The 17,021-nt window shown below is 61.0% G+C and carries 14 protein-coding genes and 1 other annotated feature; of the genes, 4 read left to right on the forward strand and 10 right to left on the reverse strand.

Annotated elements, in window-relative coordinates; all coding sequences use genetic code 11:
* Nucleotides 1–103 precede the first annotated feature (103 nt).
* From radC to ACIQUB_RS06595, 5 genes are all read right to left on the reverse strand, one after another.
* Nucleotides 104–913, reverse strand: a complete 810-nt coding sequence (radC, locus tag ACIQUB_RS06575) for a DNA repair protein RadC (protein ID WP_113237043.1) — start codon at nt 911–913, stop codon at nt 104–106.
* A 7-nt stretch (nt 914–920) separates the two neighbouring features.
* Complete coding sequence (map, locus tag ACIQUB_RS06580) at nt 921–1,757, reverse strand: type I methionyl aminopeptidase (RefSeq protein WP_018900055.1); 837 nt, start codon at nt 1,755–1,757, stop codon at nt 921–923.
* A 219-nt stretch (nt 1,758–1,976) separates the two neighbouring features.
* Nucleotides 1,977–2,189 (reverse strand): cold-shock protein, encoded by a 213-nt coding sequence (locus tag ACIQUB_RS06585; protein WP_018900054.1) that lies wholly within the window; start codon nt 2,187–2,189, stop codon nt 1,977–1,979.
* 469 nt (nt 2,190–2,658) lie between these two features.
* A complete protein-coding gene (locus ACIQUB_RS06590; protein ID WP_018900053.1) occupies nt 2,659–2,862 on the reverse strand; it encodes a hypothetical protein in 204 nt (67 codons plus the stop codon).
* Nucleotides 2,863–2,984: 122 nt separating this feature from the next.
* Nucleotides 2,985–3,455, reverse strand: coding sequence for a hypothetical protein (locus ACIQUB_RS06595; RefSeq protein WP_402928988.1), 471 nt, complete (start codon nt 3,453–3,455; stop codon nt 2,985–2,987).
* Nucleotides 3,456–4,129: 674 nt separating this feature from the next.
* Here ACIQUB_RS06595 and ACIQUB_RS06600 point away from each other — a divergent pair.
* Nucleotides 4,130–5,887 carry an AIPR family protein gene (locus tag ACIQUB_RS06600; protein WP_402928990.1) on the forward strand — a complete coding sequence of 586 codons (1,758 nt, stop codon included), beginning with the start codon at nt 4,130–4,132 and terminating at the stop codon, nt 5,885–5,887.
* Nucleotides 5,888–5,965: 78 nt separating this feature from the next.
* On the opposite strand, the gene ACIQUB_RS06605 is transcribed toward ACIQUB_RS06600, so the two are convergent.
* The 3 genes from ACIQUB_RS06605 to uvrB form a co-directional block, all read right to left on the reverse strand.
* Nucleotides 5,966–6,253 (reverse strand): type II toxin-antitoxin system RelE/ParE family toxin, encoded by a 288-nt coding sequence (locus ACIQUB_RS06605; RefSeq protein ID WP_113239296.1) that lies wholly within the window; start codon nt 6,251–6,253, stop codon nt 5,966–5,968.
* Nucleotides 6,253–6,498: a CopG family ribbon-helix-helix protein gene (locus ACIQUB_RS06610; protein WP_113239297.1), complete on the reverse strand. Its 246-nt coding sequence runs from the start codon at nt 6,496–6,498 to the stop codon at nt 6,253–6,255. The genes ACIQUB_RS06605 and ACIQUB_RS06610 overlap by 1 nt, the downstream gene beginning before the upstream one ends.
* 61 nt (nt 6,499–6,559) lie before the next feature.
* Nucleotides 6,560–9,493: an excinuclease ABC subunit UvrB gene (gene uvrB / locus ACIQUB_RS06615; protein WP_113239298.1), complete on the reverse strand. Its 2,934-nt coding sequence runs from the start codon at nt 9,491–9,493 to the stop codon at nt 6,560–6,562.
* Between the two features lie 157 nt (nt 9,494–9,650).
* Nucleotides 9,651–9,706 (forward strand) — a sequence feature (sul1 is cis-regulatory element that is thought to sense ions involved in sulfur or methionine metabolism; They are found in Alphaproteobacteria).
* A 71-nt stretch (nt 9,707–9,777) separates the two neighbouring features.
* On the opposite strand from uvrB, the gene ACIQUB_RS06620 reads away from it, so the two are divergent.
* Nucleotides 9,778–11,244, forward strand: coding sequence for a SulP family inorganic anion transporter (locus tag ACIQUB_RS06620; protein ID WP_113239299.1), 1,467 nt, complete (start codon nt 9,778–9,780; stop codon nt 11,242–11,244).
* Between the two features lie 301 nt (nt 11,245–11,545).
* Entirely contained in the window at nt 11,546–12,322 is a 777-nt protein-coding gene (locus tag ACIQUB_RS06625; protein ID WP_113239300.1) for an alpha/beta hydrolase, read from the forward strand.
* A gap of 29 nt (nt 12,323–12,351) precedes the next feature.
* On the opposite strand, the gene ACIQUB_RS06630 is transcribed toward ACIQUB_RS06625, so the two are convergent.
* Nucleotides 12,352–13,656, reverse strand: coding sequence for a tlde1 domain-containing protein (locus ACIQUB_RS06630; protein ID WP_113239301.1), 1,305 nt, complete (start codon nt 13,654–13,656; stop codon nt 12,352–12,354).
* Nucleotides 13,657–14,007: 351 nt separating this feature from the next.
* On the opposite strand from ACIQUB_RS06630, the gene ACIQUB_RS06635 reads away from it, so the two are divergent.
* Nucleotides 14,008–15,027: a methyltransferase gene (locus tag ACIQUB_RS06635; RefSeq protein WP_402928994.1), complete on the forward strand. Its 1,020-nt coding sequence runs from the start codon at nt 14,008–14,010 to the stop codon at nt 15,025–15,027.
* Nucleotides 15,028–15,065: 38 nt separating this feature from the next.
* Here ACIQUB_RS06635 and phaC read toward each other — a convergent pair whose 3' ends face one another.
* Nucleotides 15,066–16,904: a class I poly(R)-hydroxyalkanoic acid synthase gene (gene phaC, locus ACIQUB_RS06640; RefSeq protein WP_113239303.1), complete on the reverse strand. Its 1,839-nt coding sequence runs from the start codon at nt 16,902–16,904 to the stop codon at nt 15,066–15,068.
* Nucleotides 16,905–17,021 lie beyond the last annotated feature (117 nt).

Genomic DNA, 17,021 nt, shown 5'->3' on the forward strand with positions numbered 1-17,021 from the left:
CTGCGGGATGGTTCGTCATAGAGACGGCCATCGACGATGAGAACGAATGGGTCGCTCCAGAATAGCGGATCCGACCTGCGCGGGGAAAATCGCGGCGGCGATTTCAGATCAGCCGCAAGCCCTTGAGGCTGGCATGGCCATCCTTGCCGATGATGATGTGGTCGTGCACCGTGATCCCGAGCGGCTTGGCCGTATCGATGATCATCTTGGTCATGTCGATATCGGCGCGCGACGGCGTGGGATCGCCGGACGGGTGGTTATGCACCAGAATGATCGCGGTGGCCGAAAGCTCCAGCGCGCGGCGCACCACTTCGCGCGGATAGACCGGTGTGTGATCGACCGTGCCATGCCCCTGGACTTCGTCGGCGATCAGCGCGTTGCGCTTGTCGAGGAACAGGATCCGGAATTGCTCGCGGGTCTCATGCGCCATGGCGGCGTGGCAGTATTCGATCACAGACGACCACGACGACAGCACCTGCTTGCCGCGCAGTTCGCTCTTCAGCGTCCGGTGCGCGATGGTCGATATCAGCTTCAGATCGAGCGCCACGGCTTCACCGACGCCCTTCACCTCCTGCAGCAGCGCGATCGGCGCGCCGAAGACGGCGGCGAGCGAGCCGAAGCGGTCGAGCAGCGCCTTGGCGATCGGCTTGGTATCGCGGCGCGGGATCAGCCGGAACAGCATCAGCTCCAGCATCTCGTAATCGGCAAGCGCCGTATCGCCATGATCGCGGAAGCGCTGGCGCAGCCGCTCGCGGTGGCCGTGATAATGCTCTTCCTTGGCGGGCGAGGGCCGAAGCGCTGCGGGCTTGCCGGCCTGCTCGGCGAAGAAGGACCGCTCGTCCATGCCATCGTCCTCATCCGCCGCGAAAGGCAGCTCCAGGTCTTCGGAATGGGAAACCGGTCCTTTTGCCATCAGCGGCTCATTTTGTGAGGGGTGGCAGGCCCGGGCGGTCGAGCCCGCCGGGCGACAGCGTGAAGATCTCGCAGCCATCGGCGGTGACGCCGACCGTGTGCTCGTATTGCGCGGATAGCGACCGGTCGCGGGTAACGGCGGTCCAGCCATCGGCCAGCACCTTCACATGCGGGCGACCGAGGTTGATCATCGGCTCGATCGTGAAGATCATGCCCTCGCGCAATTCAGGCCCCTCGCTGGCGCGGCCGTAATGCAGGATATTCGGGCTGTCGTGAAACAGCGCGCCGACCCCATGGCCGCAGAAATCGCGCACGACGGAGCAGCGCTCGGCCTCGGCATAGGTCTGGATCGCCTCGCCGATGGCGCCGGTGCGCGCACCGGGGCGCACGGCGGCAATCCCGCGCATCAGCGATTCATAGGTCACTTCGAGCAGCCGCTCGGCGGCGCGCTTGACTGTGCCGACGGTATACATGCGGCTGGAATCGCCATGCCAGCCATCGACCACATAGGTGACGTCGATATTGACGATATCGCCCTCGCGCAGCGGCTTGGCATCCGGGATGCCGTGGCACACGACATGGTTGATCGAGGTGCAGGTGGATTTCGTATAGCCGCGGTAATTGAGCGTCGCCGGAACGGCGCCATTCTCAAGCCCGAAATCGAAGACGAAACGATCGATCGCATCGGTCGTCACACCCGGCTTGACGATATCATCAAGCGCATCGAGACACCGGGCGGTGACCTGGCACGCCTTGCGCATGCCCGCGAAGGCATCGGCGCCGTAGAGCCTGATGGCGCCGGTATTCTTGGATGGCGCGGAGGAGGCTTCGATATAGTTTACCATTGCGGGGGCCTTAGCGGAAATTGTCGTCATTCATAATGCAGCTATGCCGGGTTCGTCCATTGCGATCAATGGGGGAGGCGCATTTAAGCTATCACGCCTTCCGCGCACGCTGCCATCCCATTGGCAGCCGATCGAGCCACCCGGCGCCAGCAAGCCGGAAAACGAAAACGGCGCCCTTGCGGAGCGCCGTTCGCAGTCCTGCCGAGGCAGAAACCAGTATTAGTTGGCCGAGATGTTGACGGCCTTCGGGCCCTTGCCCATGCGATCCGGCTCGGTGTCGAAGGTAACCTGCTGGCCTTCGCGGAGCGACTGGATGCCGGAAGCCTGGAGAGCGGAGATGTGAACGAATACGTCCTTCGCACCGCCATCAGGAGTGATGAAACCAAAACCCTTGTCCTGGTTGAAGAATTTTACGACGCCTTTGGTGGCCATTGGGATAGGTCCTTTTCCCTGTAGTCTGTCTGGTATCCATCCCCCCGAGAGGAAATGGACGGCTTTCACTTTCGCGCTCCCTCATCTTAACTCAGAACGCGAAGGGTCAGTCGAGTAGTTCACGAACGGGGAAAGAACGTCTACGCGCGTGAAGGTCCCCCCACGCCGCCCCTCAAAGAAGGGCTCAGCCACATCAGTCCAGTCACCGGCATGCAAATGCCCGAGTACACAATTGGTGCCAGTAAACGGAGCAAAATGCAAGCGACATTATTCTGACATCAGCCGCTCCAAAGCGGGAATGGTCAAAGATTCAAACACTTGACGATTGGTAACGCTGGGCCGGTATCGCTGACCCATTCCGGGAATGCGTACCGGAACGGCACGTTCACATCCCTAATCCGTGCGAATGCCCAACTGTTGGGCGACTGCCCGCTAAACGCGAGCAGAATTCCCGGTAGGCGCGAGTAGATCAGCGGGCCGCGCCGGCGCTGAGCTTGTGCTGCACCATGTCGGCACTCCCACGCACATAGGAGAGGGCAGGCTTGCCGGCGGCATCGGCGGCGGCATAGGCGATGATCGTGACGTCTTCCTCGTAGGTCGAGACATAGAGCACCTGGGCCGGATTGACGTAGATCGTGTGATTGTGGGTGTTCTTGAAGCCGACGAATGCCATAAAAGTCTCCTACCTGTCGCCTGGAGAGATATGCCACGCGGGCGTTGACGCAAGTTTAACGCGATGTCGGCGGGCAGGGCGGGGCGCTGGGGGCGCCGGGGGCGGTGGCGATCGCGATCGCATCAGGGTGTGGCCTGCGCTTCCTCCTGCGGGTGCTCGAAGACCGGTGGCGCTTTCTCGGCGATAAGGGCAAGTGTCTCATCGAGGCAGGCGAGCGCCCGGGCGTCGCCGGCAAGGCAATCACGGACGACCGACACCGTATGGCCGCGCAGGTCCGGCGGCAGGAGGTCAAGGAGCCGGAACATCGCGCCGTGCTCTCCATCGCGGGCATCGGCGCAGGCCATCCCGGCCCAGCCGAGATAGTCGGTGAAGCAGGGTGTGTATTCCGAGGGCAGCGTATGGACGCAGGCGAGCTTGCTTCCCTTGACGGCGATGCGCTGGCAGGCGCGAGCGCGGCGGCAGCGGTTGATCGGGCAGGTTAAGACCGGCATGGACAGCATCTCCGATGTCCTCGCCGCCAGCGCAACGATCAACTCGAGACCGAGGCGGTCCTTAAGGTCCTTGCCGGGATTATCATGAGGGTGCTGCGGCATTGCGGTCCTCTTCGGCTCCGGCGCGCGGCGATGCCGTCACGCGGCTGGTTTTACCCGTGGTTTGCTGGTTCAGGCTTCACTCGGACGGGGCGCTGGAAATCACCGCGATAGAGTAAAAAATATGGTGCCTTCCAGCACCCCGTTCGGCGGTTTATGAACGCAACTCCGGTCTCTCTGCCTTCTCGCCCAACTTTGCGACGAGACCATGTGTGCCTCACAGGCACGTCCGGGCTCAACTCGGGCCTATCTCGCGATAGAACCCGCCGTCACCGGAGGGAGACCATTTTCTGCGAACCCCGGATGAGAGAGCTTGCGTCCTCCTCAAACACCCAGCGCCGACCCCACCTCGCCGGCACGCCTGCCGGTGTATCCGTGGTGGGGTGAGGGGATGATGGCATGGGTGGGGAGGGTGGGGAAAATTTTTGTTTGGGCGTGATTTTGATAGATTAGCGCGAAGCGGGAATAGTTTCGTTAGTCGCCAATATTGTTACAACTGACGTAGGTCTTTTATGATGCAATTATCGTCGGGCCAATTTTCCAAAACAAAACACATATCAGTGCATCGCATTGTTAGTGCGCCTAATACATCGATAGCGGCGCAGTTCCTGCTTGATGCGGGATTTATTTTCACTCTAAAATTGCAATTAGCCGATTCGCACTGATTTGGAGAATCTATGAACCCCGTAATTCGCGCCCAACTAAGAGAATTCTCAGCAGCCAGCGGGATATTAAACGAGAAGCAGGATACGCAGTTCGAAATATACTCAATATTCTGTATTATGACCGGGTTGCTTGGCGAAAATATCGAAGCATATGACGTTCATCTCGTTGGTGACGAATTCGGTCTTGATGGCATAGCCATAGTGGTTCAAGGGGAGTTGGTAAAGAACCGAGAAGAAGCGTTGGAGAAATTAGACAATATCAACAACCCTTCTATTGAATTTATATTCTTCCAGGCGAAGACAGGCACGTCTTATGACTACGGCGATATTTCTAAGTTTTTCGATGCGGCGAGCGGATTCTTCAATGGGGAGCTAAAGGGAGAAAGCCCCGCGATTGACGACCTGATCGATGCAATGGAAGCAATATATGAGAAAGGTGTCGGCAAAAGAAATCCGAGACTTAGTTGCTATTACGTAGCGACCGGAAACTATGAGAGTCCGGCTAGAATTGAAAAGTTGCGGACAAATTTCAAGTCGCAACTTCAGGAGACGAATATATTTGATAACTCGGCGTTGTCAGTTGAGTTTGTGGGAGCGAGTGATCTACAGCAATACTACAGGGCAGCGACGAGTGCCGTGGAGGTCGATATCGACTTCGCTAGAAACGTAGTTATGCCGAATAATAACCATGTAGAAGAGGCCTATGTTGGATACATAGACGCCGCTAACTTGCTAAAGCTATATACGTTAAGAGATGCCTCTGGGAACCTAATCGGAGTCAATAGATCTGTTTTCTTTGATAACATTAGAGATTATGATTCTAAATCGAAAATAAATGTATCCATAAAGGATAACGTTAGATCCTCTGGTGGCCTGGAATTCGTGTTTCGAAACAACGGAATTACAGTCGTATCGAAGAATATCGATCGAACTGGTGATAAGTTCAGGCTAGAGGATTTTCAGATCGTTAATGGTTGCCAGACGAGCAATATAATTTTTGATTTGGTTTATGGTGAGGAAGATGAGCCGGCGAATTTTGAGTTGGCTAACCAGATTCAGGTGCCATTCCGTTTGATTGGTTCGCGGGATGATGATTTTGTCTCCTCAATCATAGTCGGTACGAACAGGCAAAATCCAGTAAGGGACGAACAGTTTTGGGCCCTTCGACCATTCATGAAGAGTTTCGAGGAATACTGCCGAAATCTTGAGGCTGAAGAGATTATCTATTTTGAGCGTCGCGATAATCAATATCGAAAAATGGATATTGAAAGAACCAGAGTTATGCAGCCTGCAGTGGTGATGAAGGCCGTAGCTGCCGCCCTCCTTTGCCAACCACACCGTGCGGCTCGCGACTACCGCGGCATTATATCGGAATATGAGGATTCGATCTTCCTAGATGATCACGACGTGCGAATTTATCATGCCGTAGCGTACCTCTATTATCGATTGGAATTTCTTTGGAGAAATCAGCGCATACCAAACGATTACAAGACGTTTAGATATTACATCATGGCGGGAGTTGGGTTGTCTGAGTTGGACGGAGCCAACGTTTTCTCTCTGAAAAAGAACAAGATAGCCGCTATAGCGCAAAAGATTATAGATGTTAGTAAGGACGAGGACAGTCTGAAAGCTCTCGTTGAAAAAGTGATTGGAGTTGTGCAGGCGCGGCTTGCGGAAATGGGCATTGCTACGCAAGAGCGAGTTAGAGATACGATTAGGTCTGAGACGTTTGCTTCTGCATTTAGAGAGAGATTTTTAGCGTCTAAGTAGCCTAGGGTTGTGGCTGCGGCGTCTTGTTGGCCCTGTTGTATTATGTATGCGGACGCCAACAGGCCCGTGCCTTACGGCCTAAAACCTCTCCGGCCACCGCTGCGCCGCATGGAAAACCGCAATGATCTCGACGTGCCCTGCGTTCAGCCGATAGGCGACGATGTAGGGAATATCCGCCAGAGCCAGTTCCCGCGTGCCGGCTATGCGGCCGGGACGTCCCAGGTCAGGCTGATCGCGCAGGAGATCGATGGCGGCGGCAAGTCGGGCGATGACGCGTAGAGCGGCAGCGGGGTTATCCTGCTCGATCCATTCACCGATATGCCTTAGATTGCCGAGCGCGCGCCTCGTGTAACGGATCGGCGGCATCAGGCGCCGCGTGTCGTTACGCCATACTTGGCGAAAACCGCGTTCACCTCATCTTCGCCCGCAAATTCTCCCCGGTCGGCTTCCGCGAGCCCAGCCTCGATTTCGGCCAACTGCCATTCCTCGCGGGCGACAAAATCCTCGATCGCATCGGCGGCGACGCTGTCCGCAGGCTTCGCCAGCTTATCGGCCAGCCGGTCGAGGCGGGCGGCGGTTTCGTCGGGAAGATGGACGGTAATCGCGTTCATGGAGAACCTCCGGTTCAGGCGATTATGGGAGTTTGGTTAGTGGCGTCAAGCTCGCGCCCACCTACCGCCCCGGCCGCCCCGTCTTGCCCTTCGTCCGCTTCTGCCGTTTCACATCGCCCGCATCCTCATAGCTGCCGACACCCGTCTTGCCGCGCACCAGGGGACGTGGGTCGTCGCGGTCGGGCTGGCCTTCGAGCAGGGGAGAGAAGCGCTTGGTGCTCTTGGCGGCGTCGGGCTTTTCCGGGAGCTTGCCTGACACGGGCTTCTCGGTGCGGCCGACGGTCATTTCGTCGAGGTCGTTCCTGCGGAAGGTGCGGGACGGGATGGCGGTGTCGGTGCCTGGGCCCATGTCGTCGAGGGTGGGTTTCTGGAAGAGGGAGGTGGCCTCGGCGTTCGCGGCTTTCCCCTCCCCAACCCTCCCCACAGGGGGGAGGGAGCCGGTTGAGGTTGCCGATGGGTTGAGGGACTCGCGGGTGGCCTTGGCGTTCCGCTTGATGCCTTCCATGGCTTTGGACTCCTCGCGCGCCATCGGGTCGTCCATGACGGCGAGTTCGGCGGCCTTGAGGCGTTTGATTTCGTCGCGCAGGCGCGCGGCCTTTTCGAAGTCGAGATCGGCGGCGGCGTCGCGCATCTGTTTTTCCAGCGCGTTGAGATGGGTCTGCAGGTTGCCGCCCACGAGGTTGCCGCCGTCGGCAAAGCCCTTGCCTGATACGCCGGAGATGTCGGCGCGGACGTGGTCGCGTTCGTAGACGCTGTCGAGGATGTCGGAGATCTTCGCCTTCACCGATTCCGGGGTGATGCCGTGTTCGGTGTTGTAAGCCACCTGCTTTTCGCGGCGGCGGGCGGTCTCGTCCATGGCGCGCTGCATCGAGCCGGTGATGTTGTCGGCATAGAGGATGACCTTGCCGTCGACGTTACGCGCCGCGCGGCCGATGGTCTGCACCAGCGAGGTCTCGGAGCGCAGAAAACCTTCCTTGTCGGCGTCGAGTATGGCGACGAAGCCGCATTCAGGAATGTCGAGGCCTTCGCGCAGAAGGTTGATGCCGACGAGCACGTCGAAAGCACCCAGACGAAGATCGCGGATGATCTCGATACGCTCCAGCGTGTCGATGTCCGAGTGCATGTAGCGGACGCGCACGCCCTGTTCATGCAGATATTCGGTGAGGTCCTCGGCCATGCGCTTGGTGAGCACGGTGCAGAGCGTGCGGTAACCCTTCGCCGCGGTCTCGCGGATCTCGCCGAGCACGTCGTCGACCTGGCTGCGGGCGGAGCGGACTTCGACAGGCGGGTCGATCAGGCCGGTCGGACGGATCACCTGCTCGGCAAAGACGCCGCCGGACTGGTCGAGTTCCCAGCCGCCGGGGGTGGCCGAGACGGCGACGGTGTCGGGGCGCATCGCGTCCCATTCCTCGAAGCGCAGCGGCCGGTTGTCCATGCACGAGGGCAGGCGGAAGCCGTATTCGGCAAGCGTCGCCTTGCGCCTGAAGTCGCCCCGGTACATGCCGCCGATCTGCGGAATGGTGACGTGGCTTTCGTCGATGAAAAGCAGGGCGTTGTCGGGGATATATTCGAACAGGGTCGGCGGCGGCTCGCCGGGGCTGCGGCCGGTGAGATAGCGCGAATAGTTCTCGATGCCGGCGCAGGAGCCGGTGGCCTCAAGCATCTCGACATCGTAGCGGGTGCGCTGTTCCAGGCGCTGGGCTTCCAAGAGGCGGCCGGCCTTTTCGAGTTCGGCGAGGCGCAGGCGCAGCTCTTCCTTGATCGCCTTGATGGCGCCGTTCAGCGTCGGGCGCGGGGTGACATAGTGGCTGTTGGCGTAGATCTTCACGCTCTTCAGGTCGCCGGTTTTCTGGCCGGTGAGCGGGTCGAACTCCGTGATGGCGTCGATCTCGTCGCCGAACATGGAGATGCGCCAGGCCGCGTCTTCCAAGTGGGCCGGAAAGATTTCGATCGTGTCGCCACGAACACGGAAGGAGCCGCGGACGAAGTTGATGTCCTGGCGCTTGTATTGCTGCGCCACGAGGTCGGCCAATAGTTGACGTTGGTCCAGGCGGTCGCCGACTTCCATCTGGAAGGTCATGGCGGTGTAGGTCTCGACCGAGCCGATACCGTAGATGCAGGAGACGGAGGCGACGATGATGCAATCGTCGCGCTCGAGCAGCGAGCGGGTGGCGGAGTGGCGCATGCGGTCGATCTGCTCGTTGATCGAACTTTCCTTCTCGATGAAGGTATCGGAGCGCGGCACATAGGCTTCCGGCTGGTAGTAGTCGTAGTAGGAAACGAAATATTCCACCGCATTGTCGGGGAAGAAGTTCTTGAATTCGCTGTAGAGCTGGGCCGCCAGCGTCTTGTTCGGCGCCAGGATGACGGCCGGGCGCTGCGTGGCCTCGATCACCTTGGCCATGGTGAAGGTCTTGCCGGAGCCGGTGACCCCCAGCAGCACCTGGCTGCGGTCGCCATTGTCGAGGCCCTCGACGAGGTCCTTGATCGCCGTCGGCTGGTCACCAGCCGGTGAGTATTCCGAGTTCATGCGGATCTCGATGCCGCCTTCGGATTTCGGCGGCCGGGCCGGGCGATGCGGCGTCCACATCTTGCCGTCCTTGAACAGCGGATTGCCGCTCTCGATCAGCGCCGACAACGCTTCCACCGTGGCGGTCACGGCCGTGCCCGCCTTCAGCGCGGCGGCGTCTTCGAGGGATACGTCGAGGCCGGAGACCGGATTGAGGCCGGCCGCGGCGCGCGTCTTCGGGTCGGTCGAGCCGCCCATGGACGTACCGCGCGCGGATTTGGAAGCGGCGATCTCCACCTTCTTGCGGTGCTTGCCGGCCTTGGAGGCGATCTGCCGCTGCGTCTCGACACCGGATGCCTCGGCATCGGCCTCGAGCTGCTTCACCCAATCGGCGACGGAACCCTCTAGGGGCGCGCCTTCGAATGCGGATTGGGGAGCTTCCTCGAAACCATCGGGGGCGGGGGACTTTTTCGGAGATTTGGCCATGGCCGGAATATGGAGAGAGTCAGCGCGAAATGGAAGAGGCAAAGAGTACAAAAGGGAAACGGATTTTGCGGCGTCCGACGCTGGATGTCTGCGACGATCAAATGGCCCGGCGATATTGCATCGCGGCAAAAATGCGGGCTATAACGGACCCACTCACCACGGACCCGGTGAAATTCCGGGTGGCTCTTCTGGCCGCCGATCCGCCAGACAACGCAAAACCTGCACGCCATATTTCGACCGCCCCTTAGGGCGCGTTGGGCCACGCTTTGCGAGATATCACCAACATGCACGTATCCTCCTTCCGCCGGGATTGGTTTTCCAATCCGACCCGCGAAATGCTTGCCGGCGCCGTCGCCACCTTCGCGCTGATCCCCGAGGTCATCGCCTTCTCCTTCGTCGCCGGCGTCGATCCGCAGGTCGGCTTGTTCGCCTCCTTCGTCATCGGCATCGTCATCGCCTTCACCGGCGGCCGCCCGGCGATGATCTCCGCCGCCGCCGGTTCCGTGGCGCTGGTCGCGGCACCGCTGGTGCACGCCCACGGGCTGCCCTATCTCTTCGCCGCCGGCCTGCTCGCCGGCGTCATCCAGGTCGTGTTCGGCCTGTTGCGCCTCGGCGTGCTGATGCGCTTCGTGTCGAAATCGGTGCGCACCGGCTTCGTCAACGCACTGGCGATCCTGATCTTCGGCGCCCAGCTGCCGCATATCATCGGCGGCGACTGGATCGCCTATGCCATGCTGGCCGCTGGCCTCGCGGTGATCTACATCGCCCCGCGCATCACCACCGCCATCCCGTCGCCGCTGATCTGCATCCTGCTGCTGACGATCGCCTCCGTCGGCCTGCATCTGCCGTTGCTGACCGTCGCCGATCTCGGCAAGCTGCCGGATTCGCTGCCGATCTTCGCCTGGCCGCAAGTGCCGCTGAACCTGGAGACGCTTGAGATCATCGCCGGTCCGGCACTGGCCATCGCCATGGTCGGCCTGCTGGAATCGATGATGACGGCGAGCGTCGTCGACGATCTCACCGACACGACGAGCGACAAGAACCGCGAATGCGCCGGCCTCGGCATAGCCAACGCCGCCGCCAGCCTGTTCGGCGGCATCGCCGGCTGCGGCATGATCGGCCAGACGGTCAGCAACGTGAAGTACGGCGGCCGCGGCCGTCTCTCGACGCTGTTTGCCGGCGCGCTGCTGTTGATCCTCATGGTTCTGCTGAAGCCATGGGTCTCGCAGGTGCCCGTCGCGGCATTGGTCGCGATCATGGTCATGGTGTCGATCGACACGTTCGACTGGTCGTCGGTCAAAACCATGGTGGTGCATCCGAAGACCTCGAGCATCGTCATGCTGGCGACCGTTATCGTCACCGTCTTCACCGCCAACCTGGCGCTCGGCGTCACCGTCGGCGTGCTGCTGAGCGGCGTCTTCTTCACCTTCAAGGTCGCCAAGCTGCTGTCGGTCCGCAAGGACACGGACGAAGCGGGCGAGCGCATCGCCTATCATGTCACCGGCCAGGTCTTCTTCGCCTCCGCCGACGTCTTCATCGACGCCTTCGACATCGCCGATGCCGAGGGCATGGCGGTGACGATCGATCTCACCCACGCGCATTTCTGGGACATCACCGCCGTCGCGGCGCTGGACCGCGTGGTGCAGCGCTTCAAGGCCCACGGCGTCGCCGTCGAGGTGAACGGCCTCAACGAGGCGAGCGCGACGCTGATCGGCCGGCTGGACAATGCGCCGAGCCTGAAGGAAATCTGAGCGCTTAACGTCGTCCTGTCGCGAACCCGACCTGTAACAAACCCGCCGACGCCGGCGTATACGGGTCGCGTCAGGACAATCAGGCATAAACGGCATGCCTGTAGCGAGGTCATCCTCACCTGCGCCAGCCGGCGATCGTGTCCTGGCTGCAGGTCTTGGCCAAGGCACGCGACACATTCAATGGTGTCGCGACGGTGCCCGGAAGAGAACCGGCAGGCCGATGCAGATCGACCGGTGCCGATCATGCGCGGGGCCACAGCCTGTCGCCGGGTCGGATGGATCAAAGCCGAAGGTAAAGACCATGATGATCAACAGACGGACTTTCTCGACAGCGCTTCTCGCCGGCGCTGCCGCTTCCCTCATTTCTACGCGCGGCATGGCCGCGATGGCGCAGCCCGCCAAGGCGCGCAACATCGTTCTGGCCCACGGGCTGTTCGCAGACGGTTCCTGCTGGACGGAGGTGATCGCGCGCCTGCAGGCTGCCGGTTTCAACGCCACCGCCGTGCAGAACCCGCTGACCACGTTGCCTGAAGCCGTCGCTTCGGTCCAGAAGGTGCTGGATCGCCAGGATGGCTCGACCGTCCTCGTCGGCCACTCCTTCTCCGGCATGCTGGTCACCGAGGCCGGCGTGCATCCCAAGGTTTCGGCGCTGGTCTATGTCGCCGCCCGCGCGCCCGATGCGGGCGAGGACTATACGGCGCTGGCAAAGACCTACCCGACCCCGCCTGCTTCGGCCGGGATCGTGTTCGATGGCGATGAAGGACGTCTGAGTGAAGAGGCGTTCCTGCGTGATTTCGCCGGCGATCTGCCGGAGGCGAAGGCCAGGGTGCTCTACGCCGTGCAGCAGCCGTTCCACAAAGCGTTGCTGACGGGCAAGACCACGCAGGCGGCGTGGCGTTCGAAGCCGAGCTGGTATGCGGTGTCGACGGAGGATCAGACGATCAATCCGGATCTGGAGCGCTTCATGGCCAAGCGCATGGGCGCCAAGACGATCGAGCTCAAATCCAGCCATCTGTCGCTGATCTCGCATCCCGACGAGATCACCCAGATGATCATCGAGGCCGCAGGCGGCCGCTGAGTTGACGTGAAGCGAACGACGTCGCGGTCTTAGGACCGCGACGAGAACAGCGAGGCGAAGGTGGAGCGCGGCTTGTCGGGCATGCTTTCGACGACGACGAGCTGGCGGATGTCGCCGCGCTTGAAGGCGGCAAGGAAGCGCTTGTAGTCCTTGAAGGAGACGCAGCCGTTGGAGTCGCCGCGCGCGCCGAGCATGTAGGTGTGGGCGAGCAGGCCGACGCGGTTGTAGATGTTGCCGGCGCCGCCGAGCGGGTTGAGGCGGATCGCCTCGACGCCGTGGAACAGGCTTTCGCGCATGGTCAGCTGGTAGGTGTGCGGCGGGGTCGGGCCACGCATCTTCTCGCGAACATATTTCGGATTGTCGCGCATCTTGCCGAGGCCGGAATGGGCTTCGAGACGTTCGCCGTTGGGCAGGTAGACCATGCTTGCGGAGATGTCATAGACCGCGACGCCGGCACGGGCGACAGGGCTTGCCTGGCGCTTCGGCACAACAGGGATTTCGCCTTCATCATCACCGATATCTGGCCGTGCATAGGCAAGCACCGGTTCTGCAGGGCGGCTGGCGCGGTCGTTTGCCGGCGCGCGCTTGGCCATGCCGTCGGGACGGGCCATCGGCAGCGGTACGGAATTGTTGTCGTTGAGAACGAGGCCGAAGGCATTGCCGGCGTCGCCCTTGCCGGCGTCGCTTTCGACGTCGACGCTTGCCACTTCGACAGCTGCGGGCCTTGTCGGAATGGAGGCGGGCGCGTTGACGGCAACGCGGCCCTGCTGCTCATCCGAAGCGGCCTTCGGCATGGCGGCAAGCGCGAGAAGGGCAGGGCCTTCGAGTGCGGCGATCTCAGCCTTGGACGGAATGACGATGCGATCGGACGAGCTGGCGACCTGAGTGGCAGCGGCAACGGCGTCGTCCTTGACCTTCGACGGCTGCGCGGAAGCGACGACGGTGCGTGCGGGCAGGGCGTCGGCGATGACAGGACCCGAGCTGCCGACGAAGGCAGCCCTGAGAACGTCGGGCGTCAGCAGGCGCTCACGCTTCGATGACCGGTTTTCCGCCGTCAGCGGCTGCAGGCGCGAGAATTTGCTGACGTGAATGTTGCGCTCTTTGGGAGCGGCCGTGGCGGTGTGCTGCACGAGCGCGATATCGCCGATGGCGTTCTTGTAGGGTGCGGGAGCGACGGCGTGCATCGTCGCGATCGACGTCACGACCCATGCCGAGGCAGCAAAACTAGCACCGATGAGACCCGCCCCGGACATAAGGCGGAATGAGCGACTGAAACGAGAAATGGACGTACCTACTGGCCTGGTATTGGCAAACACATCGACCGCAAACGCCATAACACTCGTCTTTCACAACTCGTTACTAAGGCCGGCGGTACAGATAGATGGATACTTCTTCGCCGGGGCCGGTAATGGAGCAACAGGGCCAAAATGCGGCCTGTGCGTGATTTCCGGTTGGCTGAGATGATGCCGAATTATGGTAACCAAACCCTTTACGGCGGCGACGCCTGTTTCGAAATTCGTCACCTTGTCCGCTAACCATGTTGATCTTGTTCGATTTTTTCTAATGTTCCTCGGCCTCCGTCGTGCAATGTGACCTATGTCGCCGTTTTGACATAAATATTAGCGGGAAAAGATATTGCGGATGTGCTATGAAAAGGCATCGAAGGCTTCCGAGGGGAAACGCCAATGTCTTCGGCACAAACCGCATCCGTTAACGAGATTTCGCCGGCGTTGCTTGTCGATGCGATGTTCGCGGTTCGCAAGACGGCCGCAATGAAGGCGGCGATCGAACTCGACCTCTTCACCGTGATAGGAACGGGCCAGACGGCCAAGGCGGCGGCATCCGAGATGCGATGCGCCGAGCGCGGCGTCCGCATCCTCTGCGACTATCTCGTCGTCGCCTGCTTCCTAAGCAAGGGTGGCGACGTCTACGCGCTGACCCCATCGAGCGCCGTGTTCCTCGATCGCCATTCGCCCGCCTATATGGGGTCGGCCATCGATTTCATCGCGGCACCGCAGATGCTCTCGCTCTTTCTGAGCGACCCCGCCGCCTGCGTGCGCAATGGCGGCGCCGAGGGGCTGGCGAACCTCTCGCCTGACAATCCCGTGTGGGTGCGCTTCGCCCGTGCCATGGGCGCCTTTACCGGCGGGGCGGGCAGGACGCTTGCCGCCGACGTCGCGGCATGGCCGTCACCGCCGTCAAAGGTGCTCGATATCGCCGCCGGCCCCGGCTATTTCGGCATCGAGATCGCCAGGGCCATTCCGCAAGCGCGGATCGTCGCGCTCGATTGGAAGCCGGTGCTGGAACTGACGCGGGAGAATGCGACGGCGGCTGGTGTGGCCGATCGTTTCAGCTTCATCGCCGGCAGCGCCTTCGATGTCGACTGGGGCAGCGACTACGATCTCATCATGCTGCCGAACTTCCTGCATCACTTCGATATCGCCGGCTGCGCGGAACTGCTGAAGAAGGCACGCCCAAGCCTCAGCGCCAAGGGCAAGCTGATCGCCGTCGAGTTCGTCCCCAACGAGGATCGCGTCTCCCCCGATTTTCCCGCAGCCTTCGCCTTAGAAATGTTGGCGACGACACCACGCGGCGACGCCTATACGGCGTCCAACCTGCGCGAGATGGCCTCGATGGCGGGCTTCCGTGACATCGCGATCAGTCCGCTGCCGCCATCGCCGGCAAGCGTGATTGTGTTCGAGTAGATTGACGTCACCGATCGGTGATGGCGCATAAGCGCCGCTCAGGCCTTCTCCAGCACGTAGCTGCCCGGCGCTTCCTCGAGCGCGTTCAGCGCATCGCCGCCTGGCTTGCGAGCCGGTACCCGCTTGCCGTCCTTGGCCTCGATCCACGCCTGCCAGTGCGGCCACCAGGAGCCTGCCGCTTCCTCGGCGTCGACGAGCCAGTCCTCGTATTCGCCCTTGGCCGGTCTGCCGGTCCAGTATTGGTACTTCTTCTTGTCCGGCGGGTTGACCACGCCGGCGATGTGGCCGGAGCCGGCGAGCACGAAATCGACCTTGCCGCCGAAGAACTGGCTGCCGAGGAACACCGATTTCGCCGGCGCGATATGGTCCTCGCGAGTTGCGAGGTTATAGATCGGGATCTTGACGCTCTTCAGCGATACCGCCTGGCCATCGAGCACCATCTCGCCCTTGGTCAGCGCGTTCTTCAGATAGCAGTTGCGCAGATAGAAGGCGTGGTTGGCCGCCGCCATCCGCGTCGAATCGGCGTTCCAGAACAAGAGGTCGAAGGGCATCGGCTCCTGGCCCTTGAGGTAATTGTTGACGAAGTAGGGCCAGATGAGCTCGGAGGCGCGCAGCATGTTGAAAGCGGTCGCCATCTTCGAGCCATCGAGATAGCCGGTCACGTTCATGTAGTTCTCAAGCCGCGTCAGCTGTTCCTCGTCGACGAACACCTTGAGGTCGCCGGCATGGGTGAAATCGACCTGGGTGGTGAACAGCGTCGCGGAGCGGATGCGCTTGTTCTTCTCCTTGGCGTGCAGCGCCAGCGTCGCGGCCAGCAGCGTGCCGCCGACGCAATAGCCGATGGCGTTGACGTCCTTCTCGCCGGTCGCCTTCTCTATGGTCTCGAGCGCGAAATCGATCCCTTCGCGCGCATAGGCCGCCCAATCCTTGGCCGCATGGCGCGCATCCGGATTGACCCAGGAGATGACGAACACCGTCTGCCCCTGATCGACGCAGAACTTGATGAAGCTTTTCTGCGGATTGAGATCGAGGATGTAGAACTTGTTGATCCAGGGCGGGCAGATGAGGAGAGGGCGCTTCAGCACCGTCTCGGTCGTCGGCTCGTATTGGATGATCTGGCAGATCTCGTTCTGGGCGATCACCTTGCCTGGCGTCAGCGCCATGTCGCGGCCGACGGCGAACTTGGTCATGTCGGTCTGTCGAAGCTTCAGGTCGCCATGGCCGGCCACGATGTCCTCGGCCAGCATCTTCATGCCCCGCACCAAGTTTTCACCGCTGCTCGCGATCGTTTCGCGATAGAGCTGCGGATTGGTGGCGACGAAATTGGTCGGCGAGATCGCCGCCGTGATCTGTCTGACGTAGAAATTGGCCTTCTGCCGCGTGTGCTCGTCCAGACCCTCGGTCTCGGTGACGAGTTTTTCGGCCCAGTCCGCGGTAATGAAATAGGCCTGCTTCAGGAATTCGAAGAAGGGGTTCTTCTCCCAGTCCTGGTCAGCGAAGCGCTTGTCCTTGCGATCGGGCTCCGGCTCGAGCGATTCGCCCTGCATGCGCTGCATCGAGCGCATCCACACGCCGAAAAAGCTGGTCATCAGCTTGGTCTGCGCATCGAAGGCGCGGCGCGGGTCTGAGATCCAGTATTCGCTGACCTTGGAGAGTGTCTTGACCATGTCGGTGACGGGGTCGGCGGTGTTTTCGCGAATCTCGCCGCTTTCGCGCGGGCCAAGCCAGGCGGACGCCGCTTTGCCCAGGTTTTCCAGGGCGCGGGCGAAGTTCAGCGCCATCGTTTCCGGGTCCTTCAGCATGTAAGGATCGAAATCCTTCGCCTCGAAGCCCGGGCCTTGGCCCTTATCGCTCTTGTCCTGGTTGCTGTCGGTCACGCGGTTCCTCCGGCGGCAGCATCTCTATCCAAATCAAGTTGTATCCGCTCGGATCAAGAAAACAAGTTCCGCAGACATGCCTTCATGCTATTGCTTTGTGCAGGCTGCGAATTTAAC

Source organism: Rhizobium sp. NPDC090275 (assembly GCF_044772225.1).
Classification (GTDB): domain Bacteria; phylum Pseudomonadota; class Alphaproteobacteria; order Rhizobiales; family Rhizobiaceae; genus Rhizobium.